Annotated in this window: 21 protein-coding genes; 10 read left to right on the forward strand and 11 right to left on the reverse strand. The window is 74.1% G+C overall.

Annotation, left to right across the window (positions count from 1 at the left end; translation table 11 throughout):
• Positions 1–40: 40 nt before the first annotated feature.
• A complete protein-coding gene (gene tyrS / locus IE106_RS24090; RefSeq protein WP_189537294.1) occupies positions 41–1,309 on the forward strand; it encodes a tyrosine--tRNA ligase in 1,269 nt (422 codons plus the stop codon).
• A gap of 117 nt (positions 1,310–1,426) precedes the next feature.
• Here the strand turns inward: tyrS and IE106_RS24095 are convergent, their stop codons facing one another.
• Positions 1,427–1,702 (reverse strand): GlsB/YeaQ/YmgE family stress response membrane protein, encoded by a 276-nt coding sequence (locus IE106_RS24095; protein ID WP_189537295.1) that lies wholly within the window; start codon positions 1,700–1,702, stop codon positions 1,427–1,429.
• Positions 1,703–1,907: 205 nt separating this feature from the next.
• On the opposite strand from IE106_RS24095, the gene IE106_RS24100 reads away from it, so the two are divergent.
• Positions 1,908–2,297 carry a DUF3099 domain-containing protein gene (locus tag IE106_RS24100; RefSeq protein WP_189537296.1) on the forward strand — a complete coding sequence of 130 codons (390 nt, stop codon included), beginning with the start codon at positions 1,908–1,910 and terminating at the stop codon, positions 2,295–2,297.
• Between the two features lie 223 nt (positions 2,298–2,520).
• Positions 2,521–2,760, forward strand: coding sequence for a hypothetical protein (locus IE106_RS24105; protein ID WP_189537297.1), 240 nt, complete (start codon positions 2,521–2,523; stop codon positions 2,758–2,760).
• Here IE106_RS24105 and moaA read toward each other — a convergent pair.
• The 3 genes from moaA to IE106_RS24120 form a co-directional block, all read right to left on the reverse strand.
• Entirely contained in the window at positions 2,743–3,732 is a 990-nt protein-coding gene (moaA, locus tag IE106_RS24110) for a GTP 3',8-cyclase MoaA (RefSeq protein ID WP_229840732.1), read from the reverse strand. The two genes, IE106_RS24105 and moaA, sit on opposite strands and share 18 nt — an antisense overlap.
• 161 nt (positions 3,733–3,893) lie before the next feature.
• Complete coding sequence (locus IE106_RS24115; protein WP_189537298.1) at positions 3,894–5,513, reverse strand: monocarboxylic acid transporter; 1,620 nt, start codon at positions 5,511–5,513, stop codon at positions 3,894–3,896.
• Positions 5,510–5,893: a DUF485 domain-containing protein gene (locus IE106_RS24120; RefSeq protein ID WP_189537299.1), complete on the reverse strand. Its 384-nt coding sequence runs from the start codon at positions 5,891–5,893 to the stop codon at positions 5,510–5,512. Before IE106_RS24120 ends, IE106_RS24115 begins: the two co-directional genes overlap by 4 nt.
• 249 nt (positions 5,894–6,142) lie before the next feature.
• Between IE106_RS24120 and IE106_RS24125 the strand changes: the two genes are divergently transcribed.
• Both IE106_RS24125 and IE106_RS24130 read left to right on the forward strand, forming a co-directional pair.
• Positions 6,143–7,675 carry a S8 family peptidase gene (locus tag IE106_RS24125; protein ID WP_189537300.1) on the forward strand — a complete coding sequence of 511 codons (1,533 nt, stop codon included), beginning with the start codon at positions 6,143–6,145 and terminating at the stop codon, positions 7,673–7,675.
• 104 nt (positions 7,676–7,779) lie between these two features.
• The gene (locus IE106_RS24130) at positions 7,780–9,162 is read left to right on the forward strand and encodes a CoA transferase (protein ID WP_229840733.1); all 1,383 of its coding nucleotides are present in this window, start codon (positions 7,780–7,782) and stop codon (positions 9,160–9,162) included.
• Here IE106_RS24130 and IE106_RS24135 read toward each other — a convergent pair.
• The 3 genes from IE106_RS24135 to IE106_RS24145 form a co-directional block, all read right to left on the reverse strand.
• Positions 9,083–9,763, reverse strand: coding sequence for a lysoplasmalogenase (locus IE106_RS24135; protein ID WP_229840735.1), 681 nt, complete (start codon positions 9,761–9,763; stop codon positions 9,083–9,085). The two genes, IE106_RS24130 and IE106_RS24135, sit on opposite strands and share 80 nt — an antisense overlap.
• Positions 9,760–10,647 carry a sterol desaturase family protein gene (locus tag IE106_RS24140; RefSeq protein ID WP_189537301.1) on the reverse strand — a complete coding sequence of 296 codons (888 nt, stop codon included), beginning with the start codon at positions 10,645–10,647 and terminating at the stop codon, positions 9,760–9,762. Before IE106_RS24140 ends, IE106_RS24135 begins: the two co-directional genes overlap by 4 nt.
• A 139-nt stretch (positions 10,648–10,786) precedes the next feature.
• The gene (locus IE106_RS24145; RefSeq protein WP_189537302.1) at positions 10,787–11,497 is read right to left on the reverse strand and encodes a VIT1/CCC1 transporter family protein; all 711 of its coding nucleotides are present in this window, start codon (positions 11,495–11,497) and stop codon (positions 10,787–10,789) included.
• A 371-nt stretch (positions 11,498–11,868) separates the two neighbouring features.
• Between IE106_RS24145 and IE106_RS24150 the strand changes: the two genes are divergently transcribed.
• The 5 genes from IE106_RS24150 to IE106_RS24170 all read left to right on the forward strand — a co-directional run bounded on the left by IE106_RS24150 (position 11,869) and on the right by IE106_RS24170 (position 16,705).
• Positions 11,869–12,843, forward strand: coding sequence for a DEDDh family exonuclease (locus tag IE106_RS24150; protein ID WP_189537303.1), 975 nt, complete (start codon positions 11,869–11,871; stop codon positions 12,841–12,843).
• A gap of 83 nt (positions 12,844–12,926) precedes the next feature.
• Positions 12,927–13,160, forward strand: a complete 234-nt coding sequence (locus tag IE106_RS24155; protein ID WP_189537304.1) for a metallothionein — start codon at positions 12,927–12,929, stop codon at positions 13,158–13,160.
• A 42-nt stretch (positions 13,161–13,202) separates the two neighbouring features.
• Positions 13,203–14,048 carry an SURF1 family cytochrome oxidase biogenesis protein gene (locus tag IE106_RS24160; RefSeq protein WP_189537305.1) on the forward strand — a complete coding sequence of 282 codons (846 nt, stop codon included), beginning with the start codon at positions 13,203–13,205 and terminating at the stop codon, positions 14,046–14,048.
• 112 nt (positions 14,049–14,160) lie between these two features.
• Entirely contained in the window at positions 14,161–15,945 is a 1,785-nt protein-coding gene (locus IE106_RS24165; protein WP_189537306.1) for a glycoside hydrolase family 15 protein, read from the forward strand.
• A 4-nt stretch (positions 15,946–15,949) separates the two neighbouring features.
• A complete protein-coding gene (locus IE106_RS24170; protein ID WP_189537307.1) occupies positions 15,950–16,705 on the forward strand; it encodes an SDR family oxidoreductase in 756 nt (251 codons plus the stop codon).
• Positions 16,706–16,752: 47 nt separating this feature from the next.
• Here the strand turns inward: IE106_RS24170 and IE106_RS24175 are convergent, their stop codons facing one another.
• The 4 genes from IE106_RS24175 to IE106_RS24190 form a co-directional block, all read right to left on the reverse strand.
• A complete protein-coding gene (locus IE106_RS24175) occupies positions 16,753–17,553 on the reverse strand; it encodes an enoyl-CoA hydratase/isomerase family protein (protein ID WP_189537308.1) in 801 nt (266 codons plus the stop codon).
• Positions 17,554–17,730: 177 nt separating this feature from the next.
• Complete coding sequence (locus IE106_RS24180; protein WP_058943570.1) at positions 17,731–17,952, reverse strand: helix-turn-helix domain-containing protein; 222 nt, start codon at positions 17,950–17,952, stop codon at positions 17,731–17,733.
• A 300-nt stretch (positions 17,953–18,252) separates the two neighbouring features.
• On the reverse strand, positions 18,253–19,851 hold the full coding sequence (abc-f, locus tag IE106_RS24185; protein ID WP_189537309.1) for a ribosomal protection-like ABC-F family protein: 1,599 nt from the start codon (positions 19,849–19,851) through the stop codon (positions 18,253–18,255).
• 379 nt (positions 19,852–20,230) lie between these two features.
• Positions 20,231–21,664, reverse strand: a complete 1,434-nt coding sequence (locus IE106_RS24190) for a hypothetical protein (protein ID WP_373295977.1) — start codon at positions 21,662–21,664, stop codon at positions 20,231–20,233.
• Positions 21,665–21,692 lie beyond the last annotated feature (28 nt).

Here is a 21,692-nt window from a genome sequence, read left to right on the forward strand (position 1 = left end):
GGCGGGGCTGACACACACGTATCGAGGAGGCCAGGGAACCGTGACGGACATCGTCGACGAGCTCAAGTGGCGCGGGCTGTTCGCCCAGTCCACCGATGAGGCGGCACTGCGCAAGGCTCTCGCGGACGGTCCGGTCACGTTCTATTGCGGCTTCGACCCGACCGCCCCCAGCCTGCACGTGGGACACCTGGTGCAGGTGCTCACCATGCGCCGGCTCCAGCTGGCGGGCCACCGCCCGCTGGCGCTGGTGGGCGGGGCGACGGGGCAGATCGGCGACCCCAAGCCGACCGCCGAGCGCACGCTGAACTCCCCGGAGACGGTCGCGGCGTGGGTGGAGCGGGTGCGCTCGCAGATCGAGCCGTTCCTGGTCTTCGAGGGCGACAACGCGGCCGCGATGGTCAACAACCTCGACTGGACGGGCGGGATGTCCGCCATCGAGTTCCTGCGGGACATCGGCAAGCACTTCCGGGTCAACAAGATGCTGACCAAGGACTCGGTGGCCCGGCGCCTGGAGTCCGAGCAGGGCATCAGCTACACCGAGTTCTCGTACCAGCTGCTCCAGGGCATGGACTTCCTGGAGCTGTACCGGCGGTACGGCTGCGTCCTCCAGCAGGGCGGCAGCGACCAGTGGGGCAACCTCACGGCCGGGCTCGACCTGATCCACCGCCTGGAGCCGGACGCGCAGGCCCACGCGCTGGCGACGCCGCTGATGACGAAGGCGGACGGCACCAAGTTCGGCAAGACCGAGGGCGGCGCCGTCTGGCTGGACCCGGAGATGACCACGCCGTACGCGTTCTACCAGTTCTGGCTGAACGTGGACGACCGGGACATCTCGCGGTACATGCGGATCCTCAGCTTCAGGAGCCGCGCGGAGCTGGAGGAGCTGGAGAAGGTCACCGAGGAGCGTCCGCAGGCCCGTACGGCGCAGCGCGCGCTGGCCGAGGAGCTGACGACGCTGGTGCACGGCGCGGAGCAGTGCGCCGCCGTGATCGCCGCGTCGAAGGCGCTGTTCGGCCAGGGCGAGCTGGCGGAGCTGGACGAGGCGACGCTGGCGGCGGCCCTGTCGGAGCTGCCGAGGGCCGAGGTCGCGGAGCCGGGCCTGGTGGTGGACCTGCTCGCCGAGGTCGGGCTCGCGCCGAGCAAGTCGGCGGCGCGGCGCACGGTGAAGGAGGGCGGCGCCTACGTGAACAACGTGAAGGTGACCGCCGAGGACGCCGCGGTGTCCGCCGGTGACCTGCTGCACGGGCGCTGGCTCGTGCTGCGCCGGGGCAAGAAGAACCTGGCGGCGGTCGAGGTCAAGGCCGGCTGAGCCGGCCGGGAGCCGCGCCGGACGGGCGGCCCGGGAGCCTTCGGGTTCCCGGGCCGCCCCCGTTCGTTTCGGTGCCCGTCGGGCCGCCCCGGCCCCGGGGGCGGGCGCCCCGGCCGATCAGGCGCGCTGGCGACTGCCGCGCATGGCCATGTACAGCATGTCGCCGAGTCCGACGACGACCACCGCGGCGACGACCTGGAGGGCGTGCCGCCCCCAGTCGATGCCGGGGGTCGCCTCGATCCCGAACGCTCGGGCCAGGGCGTTGCCGGCGATGCCGCCGATGATGCCGAAGATGGTGATCAGCCAGAGTGGGCTGTGCTGTTTGCCCGGAATGATGGCCTTGGCCAGCAGGCCCAGCACGAATCCCACGATAATCGCCCACAACCAGCCCATGGCTGCCTCCTCGGAACGGATCGACGTGAGCAGTCCCTGACAGTTTCGGCCCACAGCGCGTACGGCGCATGTCGGAGACGCCCATACGACATCGGTATGACGAGTACGGACGGGGCCGGGGGCCGCGGCGGCAGGCGGCGGGCGTACCGTGGAAGGAGGTCCGGTCCAGGGAGCGACCGGCGCGCAGGGTCGGTGGTGGAACGCGATGCGGAAGCACGGCGGCGCCCAGGTCTTCACGATCACGGGTGCCCGGCAGGGACTGGCGGACGACGTCCGCGGCCGGCAGCGGCGGTACGTGATCTCGATGTCGGTCCGCACGCTGTCGGTGATCGCGGCGGCGTCGCTGTGGAACGTCGAGCGGCACGTGGCGATCGTGGCTCTGGTGCTCGGCGCCGTCCTGCCGTACGTCTCGGTGGTCATCGCGAACGCCGGGCGCGAGACGGCACCGAAGCTGCCGTCCACGTTCGTGTCGGCGCCCCCGGTGGCGCGCCCGGTGCTGGAGGCGGCGGAGCCCCGGACGGAACCGCAGGCGGAGGACGCCGCGGAAGCCGCGGAGGGGCGGCGGGGCGGCGGGGCGGGGCCCGGGCGGGGGTGAGCCGGCCCGGGGCCGCGGCGGCGCGGCACGGTGCGGGCGGCTCGCAAAGCTCAAGAAAAGCTCAGATCAATAGTGAAGTTCCGGTGCACCTCATTGGGTTGTGCGTGACATACTGCGTAGGCGCTCCGCATCCCCCGTCGGAGCGACGGACCGACGCCGGGCAGCTCCCCCCGTGGCTGCCCGGCGTCGCCTTTGTCCGTACGCGGTTGTTGGGACGTGTGCTGTGAGCGACGAGAACCACCCGATCTGTTCCGCCAAGGGCTGCCGGACCGCCGCCGTGTGGGTGCTGGCGTGGAACAACCCGAAGCTGCACACCCCCGAGCGCCGCAAGACGTGGCTGGCGTGCGAGGAGCACCGGGAGCACCTGTCGCAGTTCCTCGGGGTGCGCGGCTTCCTGAAGGACGTGGTGGCGCTGGCCGAGTGGGAGGCCCCGTCGGGGCCGGGGTCAGCCGCCGATCGCTGACATCGGGCGGTCGGGCTGGAGGAACTCCGGGTCGTCCAGGCCGGAACCGGCCTTCTTGCCCCACATCGCCTGCCGCCAGAGGCGGGCGATCTCGCCGTCCGGCGCCCCGGAGCGCAGCGCGGCGCGCAGGTCGGTCTCCTCGCGGGCGAAGAGGCAGGTGCGGACCTGGCCGTCGGCGGTGAGCCGGGTGCGGTCGCAGGCGCGGCAGAACGGGCGGGTGACGGAGGCGATCACGCCGACGCGGTGCGGTCCGCCGTCGACGACCCACCGCTCGGCCGGTGCGGAGCCGCGCTCCCCGTCCGCTTCCGGGGTGAGCGTGAAGCGGGTCCGCAGGGAGGCGAGGATGTCCCCGGCGGTGATCATGCCGTCGCGCTTCCAGCCGTGCTGGGCGTCGAGGGGCATCTGCTCGATGAAGCGCAGCTCGTAGTCGTGGGCGACGGCCCAGGCGAGCAGGTCGGGGGCCTCGTCGTCGTTGAGCCCCGGCATGAGCACCGTGTTGACCTTGACGGGGGTGAGGCCGGCGTCGCGGGCGGCGGCCAGGCCGTCCAAGACGTCGTGGTGGCGGTCGCGGCGGGTGAGGGCCTTGAAGACGTCGGGGCGCAGCGTGTCCAGGGAGACGTTGACGCGGTCGAGGCCGACGGCCTTGAGGGCGGCGGCGGTGCGCTTGAGGCCGATGCCGTTGGTGGTCAGCGACATCCTGGGGCGGGGCTCCAGGGCGGCGCACCGCTCGACGATGGAGACCAGGCCGGGGCGCAGCAGGGGCTCGCCGCCGGTGAAGCGGACCTCGGTGACGCCGAGTTCGGTGACGGCCACGCGGATGAGGCGGACGATCTCGTCGTCCGTGAGGAGGTCCGGCTTGGCCAGCCACTGCAGGCCCTCCTCGGGCATGCAGTACGTGCAGCGCAGGTTGCACCGGTCCGTGAGCGAGACCCGAAGGTCGGTGGCCACGCGGCCGTAGGTGTCGATGAGCACGGTGGACGCCCTCCCGGTTCGACCTGCTGTTCGTATGCGGTCTCCCTCCGAGCCTACGCGACCCCGCGCCCCGCCTCGTGGGACGTTTGCCCCAGGAAGTGGCGGGGCCGTGTCGTAGGGTCCTACGACACGGCCGCCGGCGGTGACTCCGGGTGCGCGGGTCAGTGCGCTCCGACACCGGTGAGGGACTTGACCTCCAGCTCGGCGTACTTGCCTCGGTCGGGCTGCTCCTTCGACAGGAGGGAGCCGAGCCAGCCGAGCAGGAAGCCCAGCGGGATGGAGACGAGGCCGGGGTTCTCCAGCGGGAACCAGGCGAAGTCGACGTCCGGGAACATCGAGCTGGCCTTGCCGGAGACGACCGGGGAGAACAGCACGAGGACGACGGAGGTGGCCAGGCCGCCGTAGATCGACCACAGGGCGCCCTGGGTGGTGAAGCGCTTCCAGAACAGGCTGTAGAGGATCGTCGGCAGGTTGGCCGAGGCGGCGACCGCGAACGCGAGGGCGACGAGACCGGCGACGTTGAGGTCGCGGGCGAGCGCGCCGAGCGCGATGGAGACGATGCCGATGAGGACGGTCGCCCAGCGGGCGGCGCGGACCTCCTCCTGCTCGGTCGCCTGGCCCCTGCGGATGACGTTGGCGTAGATGTCGTGCGCGAACGACGAGGACGAGGCGAGGGTGAGCCCGGCGACGACGGCGAGGATCGTCGCGAAGGCGACCGCCGAGATCACGGCGAGCAGGATCGCGCCGCCCGGGGAGTCCGCCCCGCCGATGTGCAGCGCGAGCAGCGGGGCGGCGGTGTTGCCGGCCTTGTTCGACGCGGTGATCTCGGCCGGGCCGACGATGGCGGCGGCGCCGAAGCCGAGCGCGATCGTCATCAGGTAGAAGGCGCCGATGATGCCGATGGCCCAGTTGACGGACTTCCGGGCGGCCTTGGCGGTGGGCACGGTGTAGAAGCGGATGAGGATGTGCGGCAGACCGGCGGTGCCGAGGACCAGGGCGATGCCGAGCGAGACGAAGTCCAGCTTCGAGGTGGCGGTGGCGCCGTACTTGAGGCCGGGCTCCAGGAAGGCGGCGCCCTTGCCGCTGTTCTCGGCGGCCCTGCCGAGCAGTTCGGAGACGTTGAAGCCGTACTTCAGCAGCACCAGGAAGGTGATGAGCAGGGTGCCCGCGATGAGCAGGACGGCCTTGACCATCTGCACCCAGGTGGTGCCCTTCATCCCGCCGATGGTCACGTAGACGATCATCAGCACGCCGACCAGCGCCACGATGGCGATCTTCCCGGTGTCGCTGGTGATGCCCAGCAGCAGCGAGACGAGGACGCCCGCGCCGGCCATCTGCGCCAGCAGGTAGAAGATCGACACGACGATGGTGGAGGTGCCGGCCGCGGTGCGGACGGGCCGCTGGCGCATCCGGTACGCGAGGACGTCGCCCATCGTGAAGCGGCCGGAGTTGCGCAGCGGCTCGGCGACGAGCAGCAGGGCGACCAGCCAGGCGACGAGGAAGCCGATGGAGTAGAGGAAGCCGTCGTAGCCGAAGAGGGCGATGGCGCCGGCGATGCCGAGGAACGACGCGGCGGACATGTAGTCGCCGGAGATCGCGAGGCCGTTCTGGAAGCCGGTGAACTGCCGGCCGCCGGCGTAGAAGTCGGCGGCGCTCTTGGTCTGCCGGCCGGCCCAGACGGTGATGAAGAGGGTGGCGACGACGAAGCAGCCGAAGAGGGTGATGATCAGCGGCCGGTGTTCGCTCGCGGCTCCGGCGGCGGCCAGGGTGAGGGTGCTCATGCGTCGGCCTCCGGGCGCGGTTCGTTCTCCATGCGGGTCTTGATGGCCTCGGCCCTGGGGTCGAGCTTCTCGGCGGCGTGCCGCGCGTAGAACCAGGCGATGAGGAACGTCGTCACGAACTGGGCGACGCCCAGCACGAGCGCCACGTTGATGTTCCCGACCACCCGGGTGCCCATCAGGCCGCCCGCGTAGTTGGAGAGCAGGACGTAGAGCAGGTACCAGGCGATGAAGGCGACGGTGAGCGGGAAGGCGAAGGAGCGGTGCGCCCGGCGCAGTTCGCCGAACTCCTCGCTCTGCTGGGTCCGGACGAACGCCTCCGTCGGGAGCTGGACGGGAACGGTGTCCGCGCCCCCTCGGGGCGGCGGTGCTTCGGTGGCCACGGGAACTCCTCGCTGCGCGGGTGCTGGGACAGGGGCGGGGCGCACCTCACGGGTGCCGGGGAGCCGTAGGGGCTCCCTCCCCTGACAACGTCACGGAGTGCGACACGACGCGGTTCACCACACGTCTACTTTCCGCCTGTTTTCTTGGCCGAACTCATTGCTGGCCGGGGATGATCAGCGATAGCTTCACTCGTCATGTACCCGCCCAACCTTTATGTGGGCGGACGTCACGGATGATGTGGAGAACCCATGGCTCATCTGGGAACCAGGCGCGGGCGCGTACTCGCTCTGCCCGTCGGTCTGGCGCTCACGGCCTCGCTCGGCTTCCTGCCGGTCGGCGCCGCCTCGGCCGCACCCGCCGAGGACGTTCCGGCCGCCGTCGCCTCGGACGGCCCGAACCTCTCGTACGTGGTGAACACCGAGGGCGGTCGCCACACCGCCAAGGTGCGCAAGGCGATAGCCGCGGCCGGCGGCACGGTGGTGGCCTCGTACGACGCGATAGGCGTCATCGTGGTCCACTCCAAGAACCCGGCGTTCGCGGAGACGATCCGCGCCGTCAAGGGCGTGCAGTCGGCGGGCTCGACGCGCACCGCGCCGCTGGCGCCGGTGGCCACCACGGAGGTCGACGAGGCCTCCCAGCCGCTCACCGCCGCCGAGGCCCGCGCCGCCGCCGAGGCGGCGGAGGACGGCCAGGACCCGCTGGAGCCGATGCAGTGGAGCCTGCCCGCCATCAAGGCGGACAAGGCGCACGACATCACCCTCGGCAGCAGCAAGGTCACCGTCGCGGTGATCGACACGGGTGTCGACGACACCCACCCGGACCTGGCGCCCAACTTCGACCGCGCCGCGTCCGCGAACTGCGTGACCGGCAAGGCCGACACCACCGAGGGCTCCTGGCGTCCCGCGCAGGGCGAGAGCGACCACGGCACGCACGTCGCCGGGACGATCGCCGCCGCGAAGAACGGCGTCGGCGTCACCGGTGTCGCGCCGGGCGTGAAGGTCTCCGGCATCAAGGTGTCGAACCCCGACGGGTTCTTCTACACCGAGGCCGTCGTCTGCGGCTTCATGTGGGCGGCCGACCACGGCGTCGAGGTGACCAACAACAGCTACTACGTCGACCCGTGGCTGTACAACTGCAAGAACGACCCGGACCAGGGCGCCCTCGTCGAGGCGCTGCAGCGCGCCACGCGGTACGCGGAGCGCAAGGGCACGGTCAACGTCGCCGCGGCCGGCAACTCGGCCCACGACCTGGCGGCCGACGAGATCACGGACACCACCAGCCCGAACGACACCACGCCGGTCGACCGCGTCGTCGACCCGAGCGAGTGCCCCGACATCCCGACGATGCTGCCCGGCGTCGTCACCGTCTCGTCGACCGGCGCGAAGGACCTGAAGGCGTCGTACTCGAACTACGGCCTGGGTGTCGTGGACATCGCCGCCCCGGGCGGTGACCGGACCGAGTACCAGACGCCGGAGGCTCCCGCCGTCAACGGCCGGATCCTGTCGACCACGGTCAACGGCGGCTACAACTACAAGGCCGGCACCTCCATGGCGTCCCCGCACGCGGCGGGCGTCGTGGCGCTGATCAAGTCGAAGCACCCCCACGCCACCCCGGCGATGGTGAAGGCGCTGCTGTTCGCGCAGGCCGACGACAGGGCCTGCACGAACCCGTACGACATCAACGGCGACGGCGCCGTCGACGCGGTGTGTGAGGGCGGGAAGCGCCACAACGGCTTCTACGGCACCGGACTGGTCGACGCGCTGGACGCGGTGCGCTGGTGACGCACGTCTGATCGGGGAGGGGGAGCCCGGGCGCGCGAGCCGCGCCCGGGCTCTTTCATGTCCGGAACCTTTCCCTCTTCGGCACTCAGTGCCATGATCGAGGGGTGAACAGGGCGACTTTCCAGGCATGGGCGGCACTCGGTGCCGATCAGGGGCTGCTGGAGCGGGTGTCGTACACCCGTGTGCCGGGCGTGCTGCCCGCGCGGCTGCCGGTGCCGGAGGCGGCGCGCGCCGCGGTCTCGGTGTGCGCGCTGGCCGCCGCGGAGCTCGCGGCCGCCCGCTCGGGAGGGCCGGTGCCGCGGGTGCGGGTGGATGACGGCGCGGTGGCGACGGCCTTCCACAGCGAACGGTTCACACGGCTGGACGGGCGGGCCGGGGACGGGTTCGCGCCGCTGTCCCGGTTCTGGCGCACCGCCGACGGGTGGGTGCGCACCCATGCCAACTACCCGCACCACCGGGACCGGTTGTGGGCCGCGCTGGGGCTGCCGGCCGGCGCGCGCGTCGAGGCGGTGGCGGAGGCGCTGGCGGGGCGGCGCGCGGCGGAGGTGGAGGACGCCGTGTACGAAGCCGGCGGCCTGGCCGTCGCCGTGCGGGACGCCGCCACGTGGGCCGCCGGGGAGCAGGGCGCCCTGGTGGCGCGGCGGCCCCTGGTGGCGCTGGAGCGGCAGGCCGGGGCGCCCGCCCCGGTACGGCGGCCGGCCGGCGCGGCGTCGCCGTGCGCCGGGACGCGGGTGCTGGACCTGACGCGGGTGCTGGCCGGGCCGGTGGCGACGCGGACGCTGGCGCTGCTGGGCGCGGACGTCCTGCGGGTGGACGCGCCGGGGCTGCCGGAGAGCCCGGGGACGCACCAGGACACGGGCCTGGGCAAGCGGTCGACGCTCCTGGACCTGGGGCGGGGCGCGGACCGGCGGGTCCTCGACGAACTGCTGGCGGCGGCCGACGTGGTGGTGACCGGCTACCGGCCGGGCGCGCTGGACCGGTTCGGGCTCGCCCCCGAGGCGCTGGCCGAGCGCCGCCCCGGCCTGGTGGTCGCGCGGCTGTCGGCGTGGGGCGCGTACGGGCCCTGGGGCGGGCGGCGCGGATTCGACAGCCTGGTCCAGGCGGCGACGGGCATCGCCCTGCTGGAGGGCGACGGGGAGGCGCCCGGGGCGCTGCCGGCGCAGGCCCTCGACCACGGCACGGGCTACCTGGTGGCCGCCGCGGTGCTCCGGGCCCTGACGGAGCGCCGGCGCCAGGGCGGGACCTGGCGGGTGGAGGCGTCGCTGGCGCAGACGGCGCACTGGCTGCTGCACGGCACGGACCACGAGCCCCCGGCCGGGGAGCCGGCCGGCCCCCCGTACGAGGCGGGGCCCTGGCTGCGGGAGCGGGACACCGCCCTGGGCCGGCTGCGCCACGCCCTCTCCCCCGTCAGCTACGAGGGCGGGCCCGCGGACTGGGCGCGGCCACCGGGCCGGTGGGGAGCGGACGCCCCGCGCTGGACGGCGTGAGCACCCCGGTGACCAGGAGGTACTGGGCCGCGCCGTACGTGAGCATGATCCAGAAGTCGGGTACGGGCGGCTGCGGCCACCCGGCGACGCCGGCCGCGATGAGCGTGTCGGACAGCAGGAACAGCGCGCCGCCCGCCCCCGCGACCGGGCCGAGGCCGCTCGCGCGGTACGCCGTCACGGCCAGCAGCAGCGCGTACCCGGTGACCGGGATCCGCAGGTCGGCGGGGAGGTCGGGCCACAGCAGGGCGACGACGGCGACCAGGGCCGCGGCGTAGCAGGCGCCGAGCACCGGCGACGTGCGGACGCGGCCGAACAGCAGCAGGTAGCAGACGTGCCCGGCGGCGAAGGAGCCCATGCCGACGAGGAACGCCCAGTCGGCGCCGGACAGCAGGAACACGTCGCCGCCCCAGCCGAGGAGGAGGGCGGCGACCAGGGCGCGCGGCGCGCCGCGCACGGCCGCGTACGCCGCGAGGAGCGGCATCAGCAGCGGCTTGGCCACCAGGTGCCCCGTGCCGGAGCCGGCGAGCAGGGCGAGGAGGTCGGCGGCGAGGGCCGCGGCGAACGCCGCCCCCAGGAGCCCGGCCAGGCGCTCGCGGCTCACGCGACGCGCTCCCGCGAGGCGGCGGGGCCGGCGGGCGGCGGCGGGGGCGCGGGCGCGGGCTGCCAGCCGGGACCCCGCAGGACCCGGCCCGCGCGCTCCCGCCAGGACCGGGCGCGGCGCAGGTCGCGGGCGATGGCGGCGTACTCGTGGGTGGCGACGCGCAGCGGGTTGTACGTGTCGATGTTCTTGGTCAGGCCGTAGACGGGCCGCTCGGCCTCTGCCGTGAAGGAGCCGAAGATCCGGTCCCAGAGGATGAGGATGCCGCCGAAGTTCCGGTCGAGGTAGCCGCCCTGGGAGGCGTGGTGCACCCGGTGGTGGGAGGGGGTGTTGAAGACGTACTCGACGGGCCGGGGCAGCTTGCCGATCCGCTCGGTGTGCACCCAGAACTGGTACACGAGGTTGGCGGAGTAGCAGAAGAAGACCGCGGCGGGGGGCACCCCGCAGGCGACCATCGGCAGGAAGAACGGCCAGACGGTGAGCGAGGTCCACGGCTGGCGCAGCGCGGTCGTGAGGTTGAACTTGCGGCTGGAGTGGTGCACGACGTGGCAGGCCCACAGGATGCGGACGACGTGGTGGCCGCGGTGGGACCAGTAGTAGAGGAAGTCCTGCGCGAGCAGCATCAGCGGGATCGTCCACCAGACCACCGGGACGCGGGCCGGGGTGAGCTCGTGGACGGCGGTGAACAGCGCCAGGGCCGGGATCTTCCACAGCAGGTCGAAGACGATGCTGCCGAGGCCCATGCCGATGCTGGTGGCGGAGTCCTTGACCTCGTACCCGGCGGCGCCCTCCTCGGGGTGGAGCCGGCAGCTGACCATCTCCAGGACGGTGAGCAGCACGAAGGCGGGTATCGACCACAGCACGGCGTCGGGCAGGTTCGGCGACATGCGAGCACGGTAGGGCCGGGTGTCGGGCCGGGGCTAGAGGTTGTTACCGACAAGTATGCGAGACGGTCCGTCAACGACCTTCGGCGAAACCCGCCAAGGCCGCGACCGCGCGCTCCCCCGCCGGACGGCGTCGCACGTACTAGACCCCGAACGCCCCCAGCAGCGACCCCGCCGCGTACGTCACGGCCATGGCCACCGCTCCCCCGCCCACCACGCGCACCACCGCCGGGCGGGCGGGCGCCGAGCCGAGGCGGGCGCTCCACCAGCCGGTCAGCGTGAGCGCGGCGAGGACCGACACGACCGTGACCCACAGCCGGGCCGGCGCAGGCGGGCACACGATGGCGAGCAGCGGCAGCAGCGCGCCGGCCGTGAAGGCGAGGAAGCTCGCGGCGGCGGCGTGCCACGGGTTGGTCAGCTCGTCCGGGTCGATCCCCAGCTCCACCCGCGCGTGGGCCCGCAGCGCGTCGCGCTCCGTCAACTGCTCGGCGGCCTCGCGCGCGACGTCCCAGGTCAGCCCGCGCTCGGCGAGCAGGCCGGTCAACTCGTCCAGTTCGGCCTCCGGCCGCTCCCGCAGCTCCCGCCGCTCCGCCGCCAGGGCCGCCTTCTCGGAGTCGCGCTGCGTGGACACCGACACGTACTCGCCGACCGCCATCGACATGGACCCGGCGAGCAGCCCGGCCAGTCCGGCGGTCAGGAGGGCGGAGCGCTCGGTGGTGGCGCCCGCGACGCCCACGACGAGCCCGGCGGTGGACACGATCCCGTCGTTCGCGCCGAGCACGGCGGCGCGCAGCCAGTTCAGCCGCGTCCCCAGCCCCTCCGGGTGCGTCTCCCCCGGCGTCGGTTCCGTCACGCCGCCGAGCGTCTCACCCGCGCGCGGGTCCGCCGGGAAACGGCACGCCGACCGGCGCGCGGCGCGCCCCCGCCCGCGTCCCCCGCGGCGCCGTGCGCGGGGCGGACCGCGCGGGGCGGACGGCACCGCGGTGCCCGCCGCGCGGGCCGCCGCCGGACGACGGGGATCGCTCGCACGGATGGCCGGACTCCCGCCCCCGAGGACGCTCCGGGCGCCGCGCACCGGCTGCCGCCGGGACCCGGGGACGGCCGCGACCGGCGCGGAGGGCCGCCGGGGGACCGGTCGGGCCGCTCGGCCGGCGCGCCGGCGCGGGGGCCCGGTGGTGTGCCCGGAGCCGGAGGTGTCGGTGGCGGGCTCTATTCTCGGTAACCATGCTCGACGACCGTACGACAGCAGCAGCGTGGCCGCCCGCCTACCCGCAGGGGTACGCGGTCGTCGACGTGGAGACCACCGGCCTCTCCGCGCACGACCGGATAGTGTCCGCCGCCGTCTACCGGCTCGACGCGCGCGGCGAGGTGGAGGACCACTGGTACACGCTGGTCAACCCGGAGCGCGACCCCGGGCCGGTGTGGATCCACGGGCTGACGAGCGACGTCCTGGAGGGCGCGCCGCTCTTCCCCGACGTCGCCGCCGAGTTCTCGGAGCGGCTCGACGGCCGCGTCCTGGTCGCGCACAACGCGTACTTCGACTGGACGATGATCGCCCGCGAGTACGCCCGCGCCGAGCGCACCGCGCCGGTGCGGCAGCGGCTGTGCACCATGGCGCTGGCGAAGGAGCTGGCGCTGCCGCTGCCCAACATGAAGCTGGAGTCGCTCGCCGCGCACTTCGGCGTCCGGCAGGAGCGGGCCCACCACGCGCTGGACGACGCGCGGGTGCTGGCGGAGGCGTTCCGGCCGAGCCTGCACACGGCGGCTGAGCGCGGCGTGCGGCTGCCGCTGCTGGAGTGCCTGCCGCTCGTGGAGTGGTCGGCGCCGCCCACCGCGGGGACGCCCCGGGTCGGCCGCCAGGCCGCGTACCGGTCCGGCGGCTGGCGCCCGTCCCGCAGGCGGCCGGCGTGCCCGTACCCCAACCCCGGGCGGTACGAGGCGGACAAGCCGCTCAAGCAGGGCATGCGGGTGGCGTTCTCGGGCGACACGTCCGTCGAGCGCGAGCTGCTGGAGGACCGGGCCGTCGAGGCGGGGCTGCACATCGCGGGCAGCGTCTCGCGGCTGACCAGCCTGCTGGTCACCAACGACCCGGACGCGGGCACGTCGAAGGTCGTCAAGGCGAAGTCGTTCGGCACGCCCATCGTCGACGAGGCTGCCTTCACCCATCTGCTGCGGGACGTCGCCCCGGCCGACGGCTGAGCCGCCGGGACCGTCCGGTCGAACGGGTGACGGGCGGGCGCGCCGTCCCCGTTCGGGCCGCCGCGCCCCGCACCCTGTGGCGCATGGCACGTTGTGAGGTCTGCGGAAACGAGTACGGCATGTCCTTCGAGGTGCACGCGCAGGGCGCCGTGCACGTCTTCGACTGCTTCGCCTGCGCCATCCACCGCATGGCGCCCATCTGCGAGCACTGCCGCGTCCAGATCATCGGACAGGGCGTCGACGTGGACGGCCGCTGGTTCTGCGGCGCGCACTGCGCCCGCGCGGAGGGCGCGGCGGGGATCGTCGACAAGGTGTGACCCGGGGACGGGAAGCGGGGGCGGCGGAGGTACGGTCGTGGGGTGTACCGCTTCCTGTTGTCCCGGCAGTGGGTGATCCTCACCCTCATCGCCCTCGTCCTGATCCCGGTGATGGTCGAGCTGGGCTTCTGGCAGTTCCACCGGCACGAGCGCCGGGTGTCCCAGAACGCCCTGATCGCGGACAACCTGCGGGCGGAGCCGGTCCCCGTGACCGAGCTCACGTCACCCGGGCACACCGTCCCGCGCGCCGACTACTGGCGCCGCGCGACCGCCACCGGCACCTTCGACACGGCCCACGAGGTCGTCGTCCGCCGCCGCACCAACGCCGACGACCGGGTCGGCATGCACGTCCTGACCCCGCTCGTCCTCGACGGCGGACGGGTCGTCCTCGTCAACCGCGGCTGGGTTCCCGCCGGCCCGGACCAGAAGGCGTACCCGGACGTGCCGCCCGCCCCGAAGGGCAGGGTCACGGTGGTCGGCCGGCTCATGGCCGACCAGACGACCGGCAGCAGCGGCATCAAGGACCTCCGGGGCCTGCCGCCGCGCCAGGTCATGCTCATCAACAGCGGGCAGCAGGCCGAGCGGCTGGGCCGCCCGGTCCTCGGCGGCTACCTGGAGCTGACGGAGCCCGCGCCGGCCGGGGGCTCCCCCGAGCCGATCCCGGACCCGGACCACGAGTCGATCGGCGCCCACATGGCGTACGCCGTGCAGTGGTGGCTGTTCGCGGCGGGCGTCCCCGTGGGGTGGGTCGTCCTGGTCCGCCGGGAGCGCCACGACCGGGCGGCCGCATCCGCCGCCCAGGCGGCGGACGGCCCCTCGGACGGCGGCCCCGGGGAGGCCGGCTCCGCCGAGGACGCGTCGGCCGCGCGGGCGCCCGCGGGCGCCTGAGCCCGCGCTCGTGTGACACGGCCCACACCGCGCGGTACGCCCCCGCAGGTCACGCGCCCCGCGGGGCGGTCCGACTGATTGGCCGTTCTCCCCGGTGGGAACACGCCAGGACGTGACCCAACACATCGAGGACTATGCCCTCATCGGCGATCTGCAGACCGCCGCTCTGGTGGGCAGGGACGGTTCGATCGACTGGCTCTGCCTGCCCCGCTTCGACTCCGGTGCCTGCTTCGCCGCGCTCCTGGGCGACGAGGACAACGGCCACTGGCGGATCGCGCCCGCCGGGGCGCGCACCTGCGCCCGGCGGGGCTACGTCGGTGACTCCCTGGTCCTGGAATCGGTGTGGGAGATCCGCACCGGCACCGTGCGGGTCCTCGACTTCATGCCGCACCGCGACCGCGCGCCCGACGTGATGAGGATCGTGGAGGGCGTGGCCGGCCGGGTCGAGATGTCCTCCGTGCTGCGCCTGCGCTTCGACTACGGGTCGATCGTGCCGTGGATGCGGCGCTCCGACGGCCACCGGGTCGCCGTCGCCGGCCCGGACTCCGTGTGGCTGCGCAGCGAGCCGGAGGTGAAGACGTGGGGGCAGCAGTACAGCACCTGCTCGTCGTTCGTGGTCGGCCCCGGCGAGAAGGTCGCCTTCTGCCTCACCTGGCACCCCTCCCACGAGCCGCGTCCGCCGCTCGTCGACCCGTACATGGCGCTGGAGCACACCCTGGAGGACTGGAAGTCCTGGTCGGCGCAGTGCACGTACGAGGGCCCGTACCGCGAGGCGGTGATGCGCTCGCTGATCACGCTGAAGGCGCTCACCTACGCGCCCACCGGCGGGATCGTCGCCGCCGCGACCACGTCCCTGCCGGAGGAGCTGGGCGGCGTGCGGAACTGGGACTACCGCTACTGCTGGCTGCGCGACGCGACGCTGACCCTGCGGGCGCTGCTGTCGGCCGGGTACCTGGAGGAGGCCGCCGCCTGGCGGGACTGGCTGCTGCGGGCCGTCGCGGGCGACCCGGCGGACCTCCAGATCATGTACGGCCTGGCGGGTGAGCGGCGGCTGCCGGAGTCCGAGGTGCCGTGGCTGCGCGGCTACGGCGGGGCGCGCCCGGTCCGGATCGGCAACGCCGCCGTGAAGCAGCTCCAGCTGGACGTGTACGGCGAGGTGATGGACTCGCTGGCCCTGGCGCGCGAGGTGGGGATGCCGCCGCAGCGGCAGGCCTGGGCGCTGCAGCTGAGCCTCCTGGGGTTCCTGGAGTCGACGTGGCGCCAGCCGGACGAGGGGCTGTGGGAGGTGCGCGGGCCGCGCCGGCACTTCGTCCACTCGAAGGTCATGGCGTGGGTGGCGGCCGACCGGGCGGTGCGCACGCTGGAGTCGGACCCGTCCCTGCCGGGGGACGTGGCCCGGTGGCGGGCGATGCGCGAGGAGGTGCACCGGGAGGTGTGCGAGCGGGGCTACGACCCGGTGCGCAACACCTTCACCCAGTCGTACGGGTCCGCGGAGCTGGACGCGGCGACGCTGATGATCCCCCGGGTCGGCTTCCTCCCGCCCGACGACCCCCGGGTGGTCGGCACGGTGGAGGCGGTGCGGGCGGAGCTGGGGCACCACGGTTTCGTCCGCCGGTACGGCACCGACGGGATCGCGGTGGACGGGCTGCCCGGCGGGGAGGGGACGTTCCTCGCCTGCTCGTTCTGGCTGGCGGACGCGCTGCGCATGATGGGCCGCACGGAGGAGGCGCGGGAGCTGTTCGAGCGGCTCCTGGAACTGCGCAACGACGTGGGGCTGCTGGCCGAGGAGTACGACCCGGTGGCCCGGCGGCAGCTGGGCAACTTCCCGCAGGCGTTCAGCCACGTCGGACTGGTGGCGACGGCCCTCGCGCTGACACCGGACGACCCGGCAGGATAGGCGTATGGATCTCGGACTGAAGGACCGTGTGTACGTCGTGACGGGCGCGTCCCGTGGTCTCGGGCACGCGACGGCGAAGGCCCTGGTGGCGGAGGGCGCGAAGGTCGTCCTGTCGGCGCGCGACGCGAAGGCCGTCGAGGACGCCGCCACCGAACTCGGCCCCGACACGGTCGGGGTGCCCGCGGACAACGCCGACCCGGACACGCCCGACCGGCTGATCGCCGCCGCCCGGTCGTACTTCGGCGGGTTCGACGGCGTGCTGGTCAGCGTCGGCGGGCCGGCGCCCGGCTGGGCCGCCGACAACACCGACGAGGACTGGCGGGCCGCGTTCGACTCGGTGTTCATGGGCGCCGTGCGCATGGCCCGCGCCGCGGCGGCCGCGCTGAACGAGGGCGGGGTCGTCGGTTTCGTGCTGTCCGCCTCGGTGCACGAGCCGATCCCCGGCCTGACCATCTCCAACGGCCTGCGCCCCGGCCTGGCGGGGTTCGCCAAGTCCCTCGCGGACGAGCTGGGACCGCGCGGCATCCGCGTCGTGGGCCTGCTGCCGTCCCGCATCGACACGGACCGGGTGCGGCAGCTGGACGCCCTGACCGGTGACGCCGCGGCCGCGCGGGCGGCCAACGAGGCCCGCATCCCGCTGCGCCGCTACGGCACGCCGGAGGAGTTCGGCACGACGGCGGCGTTCCTGCTCTCCCCCGCCGCCTCGTACCTGACGGGGGTGATGCTCCCGGTCGACGGGGGCGCCCGCCACGGCTTCTGACCCGCCACCGCCCCGGGCCGGGTCCCGGTCCGGGGCGGTGCGCAGGCTCAGTCGGAGAGGCCCGCGAGGTCGCGCAGGCGGCGGGCCTGGGCGGCGCGCTCGGCGGCGCGCTGCTCCTCGTACGTCCGCCCGGTCGCGCCGCGCAGCAGCGCCTTGGTCTCGACGACGGCGTCGCGCGGCGCGGCGAGCAGGGCGGCGGCCAGGTCCCGTACGGCCGCGTCCAGCTCCTCGGCGGGCACCACGAGGTTGGCCAGGCCGATGCGCTCGGCCTCGGCGGCGTGGACGAACCGGCCCGTGGCGCAGATCTCCAGCGCGCGGGCGTAGCCGACCGCGGCGACGAGGGGCTGCGTCCCGGTCAGGTCGGGCACCAGGCCGAGGCTGGTCTCGCGCATCGCGAACTGCACGTCCTGCGCGACGACCCGCAGGTCGCAGGCGAGGGCGAGCTGGAAACCGGCACCGATCGCGTGGCCCTGGACGGCCGCGATCGACACGACGTCGTTGCGGCGCCACCAGGTGAACGCCTCCTGGTACTCGGCGATGGTCGCGTCCAGCTCCTCGTCGGAGCCGCGCGCCAGGTCGAGGAACGACGGCTCCCCGTCGAACCCCTCGGGCGTGAACGCCTGCCGGTCGAGGCCGGCGGAGAACGACTTGCCCTCCGCGCGCAGCACCACGACCCGCACGTCGCCGGGGAGCGCCCGCCCGGCCTCGGTGAGGGCCCGCCACAGGGCGGGCGACTGGGCGTTGCGCTTCGCCGGGTTGGTGAGGGCCACCGTGGCGACGTCGCCCTCGACGGTGAGGCGTACGCCGTCCTTGTCGAGCACGACGGGGGCAGGGTCGAGCGAGGTCATGGGGTGCCTCCGGATCCGGTGCAGCGGTCGGTCGGCACAGCTGGTGCAGCTGCGCCGACCGACAAATTACTGCACGGTAACCACCCGGTCGACCGCCGGACCGCGGCGAACCACGGCCGGCGGCGGCCGGACGGCATGCCGGAACCGCCGGGGCGCCTCACGACCCGCGCACGGCGATCAGGCCGGCGTGGCCTTCTTGCCCCGCGTCGCTCCACCGCGTCCACGCAGCACGACTCCGGACTCGGTGAGCATCCTGTGGACGAATCCGTAGGACCGGCCGGTCTCCTCGGCCAGGGCCCGGATGCTCACGCCGGCGTCGTACTTCTTCTTCAGGTCTGCCGCGAGCTTCTCGCGCGCGGCGCCGGTCACCCGGCTGCCCTTCTTCAGAGTCTCGGCCACCCGTGCCTCCTCATGGGAAGTGCGCTCTGGACTTCTCATGATCACCCCTCCGGGGCCACATGGCCAGCCATTCGACAAGGTCGGTGGACGCGGGTTTCGCCGTCCGGCGGTCGCGGCGCGCGCCGGGATCCCGGCCGCAGCGCGCATTCTGCGGCGAAGTACCAGGTCAGCGGGGCGCCGTAAAGAAACGCGCGGCGCGGCTCCGGCGCCGGAAAATCTGCCGGATGCCACGCCGCGGTATGAGATCCCCTCACTCAGATGAAGGAGCGCGACTAGGCTGAATGATCCATACGGAGATGATCAGGCGAGGGAGACCAGGTCCGCGTAGTCCGCTCCCCAGAGGTCCTCGACCCCGTCGGGGAGGAGGATGATCCGCTCCGGCTGGAGGGCGTCGACGGCGCCCTCGTCGTGCGTGACCAGGACGACCGCGCCCTTGTAGGTGCGCAGCGCGCCGAGGATCTCCTCGCGGCTGGCCGGGTCGAGGTTGTTCGTCGGCTCGTCGAGGAGCAGCACGTTCGCCGAGGAGACGACGAGGGTGGCCAGGGCGAGACGGGTCTTCTCGCCGCCGGAGAGGACGCCGGCCGGCTTGTCGACGTCGTCGCCGGAGAACAGGAACGAGCCGAGGACCTTGCGGACCTCGACCAGGTCCAGGTCGGGCGCGGCCGAGCGCATGTTCTCCAGGACCGTGCGCTCCGGGTCGAGCGTCTCGTGCTCCTGCGCGTAGTAGCCGAGCTTCAGGCCGTGGCCCGGCGTGACCTGGCCCGTGTCGGGCTTCTCCACTCCGGCGAGCAGGCGCAGCAGGGTCGTCTTGCCGGCGCCGTTGAGGCCGAGGATGACGACGCGGGAGCCCTTGTCGATGGCCAGGTCGACGTCGGTGAAGATCTCCAGCGAGCCGTACGACTTGGACAGCCCCTCCGCCGTGAGCGGGGTCTTGCCGCAGGGCGCGGGCTCGGGGAAGCGCAGCTTGGCGACCTTGTCGGACTGGCGCAGCTCCTCCAGGCCGGACAGCAGCTTCTCGGCGCGGCGGGCCATGTTCTGCGCGGCGACCGTCTTGGTGGCCTTGGCGCGCATCTTGTCGGCCTGGGCGTTGAGCGCGGCGGCCTTCTTCTCGGCGTTCTGCCGCTCGCGGCGGCGGCGCTTCTCGTCGTCCTCGCGCTGGCGCTGGTAGAGCTTCCAGCCCATGTTGTAGACGTCGATCACGGACCGGTTGGCGTCCAGGTAGAAGACCTTGTTGACGACGGTCTCGACGAGGTCGACGTCGTGGGAGATGACGACGAAGCCGCCGCGGTACGTCTTGAGGTAGTCGCGCAGCCAGGCGATCGAGTCGGCGTCGAGGTGGTTGGTCGGCTCGTCCAGGAGCAGCGTGTCGGCGTCCGAGAAGAGGATCCGCGCCAGCTCGATGCGGCGGCGCTGACCGCCGGAGAGGGTGTGCAGCGGCTGGCCCAGCACCCGGTCGGGCAGGCCGAGGGCGGCGGCGATGGTGGACGCCTCGGCCTCGGCGGCGTACCCGCCCTTGGTCAGGAACTCGGTCTCCTGGCGCTCGTACTGCTTGAGGGCCTTCTCGCGGGTGGCGCCCTGGCCGCCCGCGATGCGCTCCTCGTTCAGGCGCATCTTGCGGATCAGCACGTCGAGGCCGCGGGCGGAGAGGATCCGGTCGCGGGCCAGCACGTCGAGGTCGCCGGTGCGCGGGTCCTGCGGGAGGTAGCCGACCTGGCCGGAGCGGGCGATGGTGCCGGCGGCGGGGACGCCCTCCCCGGCGAGGCACTTGGTGAGGGTGGTCTTGCCGGCGCCGTTGCGGCCGACGAGGCCGATGCGGTCGCCCTTGGCGATGCGGAAGGAAGCGGACTCGATGAGGACGCGTGCGCCGGCGCGCAGCTCAAGGCCGGTGGCGGTGATCACGGACAGACTCCAGGGCGGGGGGACGGGTGGACGGCGGCTGCGGTGACGTCGACACCGTCTAATGCACAGGGAGAATGGCCATACGGGCCAGTCTAACGGGCGCGTGCAACTGCTTTTCCGGGATGCGGCGGCCCGCCCCCGGGGCGTCCCGGGGGCGGGGCGGCCCCTTCCGGGCGTGGGGGCGGGGCGGGCGCCGGCACGCGGGGCGGCTCCGGACCGGGTGCCGGGCGGGCCGTCCGGCGGCGGGCGCCGGAGCGGCGCCGAGGCCCCGGGCCCCGCGCCCTCGGGCCGGTGCGCCCGGAGCGCGAGGCCCGGAGCGCAGGGCCGGGGCGCGGGAGCCGCGGCGCGGGGGCCGGGGCGTGCCGCGGGCGGGTGTGGGTCAGGCGCCGCCCGCGTGGACCTGGAACGCGGCGCGGCGGACCGCCTTGGCGAGGGCCGGGTCCGGGTGCGCCGCGGCCAGCGCGACCAGCACCTGCACCGTGCGGGGGTGGCCGACCGCGCGGACCTCGTCGAGCAGCGCGGGGACGGTGCCCTGCACGGCGGACTCCAGGTGCCGCACGAGGAGGTCGCTCTCGCCGTGGTCGACGACGGCCGCGGCGGTGTCCACCCAGAGCCAGGTGGCCTCCTGGCGGGTGAGGACGTCCGGCGCCTCGTCGGGGTCGGCGCCCTCGTGCTCGGCGAGCCAGAGCAGGGCGTACGGACGGAGTGACGGTTCGCCCGCGGCGGCGCGCACCTCGGCCTCGGCGGCGGCGCCCACCACGCGGAGGGCCTCGAAGGCCAGCCCGCGCAGGAGGGCGTCGTCGCCGCGGGCGACGGCGAGCAGCTCGGCGACGGCCTTGCCGGTGGGCCGGGCGGCGAGCCAGGCGCGGTACTCGGCGCGGGCCGGGCCGGGGGTGAGCCGGACGCAGCCGCGCAGCATGTCCTCCGCGGACTGCTCGATGTGCCCCGCGGGGCTCTGGGCGGCGACGCAGATCTGCTCCAGCTTGACCCACACCGCCCAGTTGCCGAGCGGGGTGAGCGTCGCCTGGCCGTCGCCGAGGGTCAGGGCGCCGACGGAGGCGAGCCCCTCCAGCGCCCAGTCGAGCAGGCGGGGCAGGGTCTCCGGGTCGGGGGCCGCCCGCGTGCCCTCCCGCCGCTCGCCCGGCGCCGGGGCGCCCGGCTCGGGCGGCGCTCCCGCGTCGGCGGCGTACGGCACCTCGCAGCGCTGCTCGCGCAGTTCGGCGACGCGCTGCTGGAGCAGGTCGAGCAGGGCGGGGACGGGGACGGGTCCGGCGGACAGCTGGAGGAGGGAGAGGACCTGCGGGACGGCCTCCACGACCTCGGCGACCGCGGCCGGTTCGGCGTCCTGCGGGGCCGGGTGGGCGAGCGACCAGGCGTCGAGGAGCGCGACCCAGCCGCGCAGCGCGGCGGAGTCGTCGCGGTCCCAGGCGCGCAGCCGCCAGCCGGGGCGGACGGCGTCGCCGTGGATCTCGACGAGCCCGGCGAGCCGGGCGCGGTCCCAGGCGGTACGGACCTGCTCCTGGGTCAGGCCGAGGGCGGCGGCGGCCCGTTCGCGGGCCGAACCGGGGGCGTGGGCGGTGACGAGGCCGCGGTCGACGGCGGCCCAGCGGGCGACGCGCACGGCGTCGGCCAGGACCTGCCGGGCCTGACGGGCCAGCTCCGCCCGGGGCGGCGTGCCCTCCGGCGGGCGCGGGGCCGGCCGTGTGCGCCGGTCGGCGACCGCCCGGCGGGCGGTCGCCGCCAGCGACCGGGGCCGGACGAGTCGGAGTCTGGAGTTGCGCGCCAGTTGCTCATCGGGCTTTCGAGAGGTCACGGGGGCAGTCTTCCCGCTGACGGCCCGA

Source organism: Streptomyces roseolilacinus (assembly GCF_014649335.1).
Lineage (GTDB): Bacteria > Actinomycetota > Actinomycetes > Streptomycetales > Streptomycetaceae > Streptomyces > Streptomyces roseolilacinus.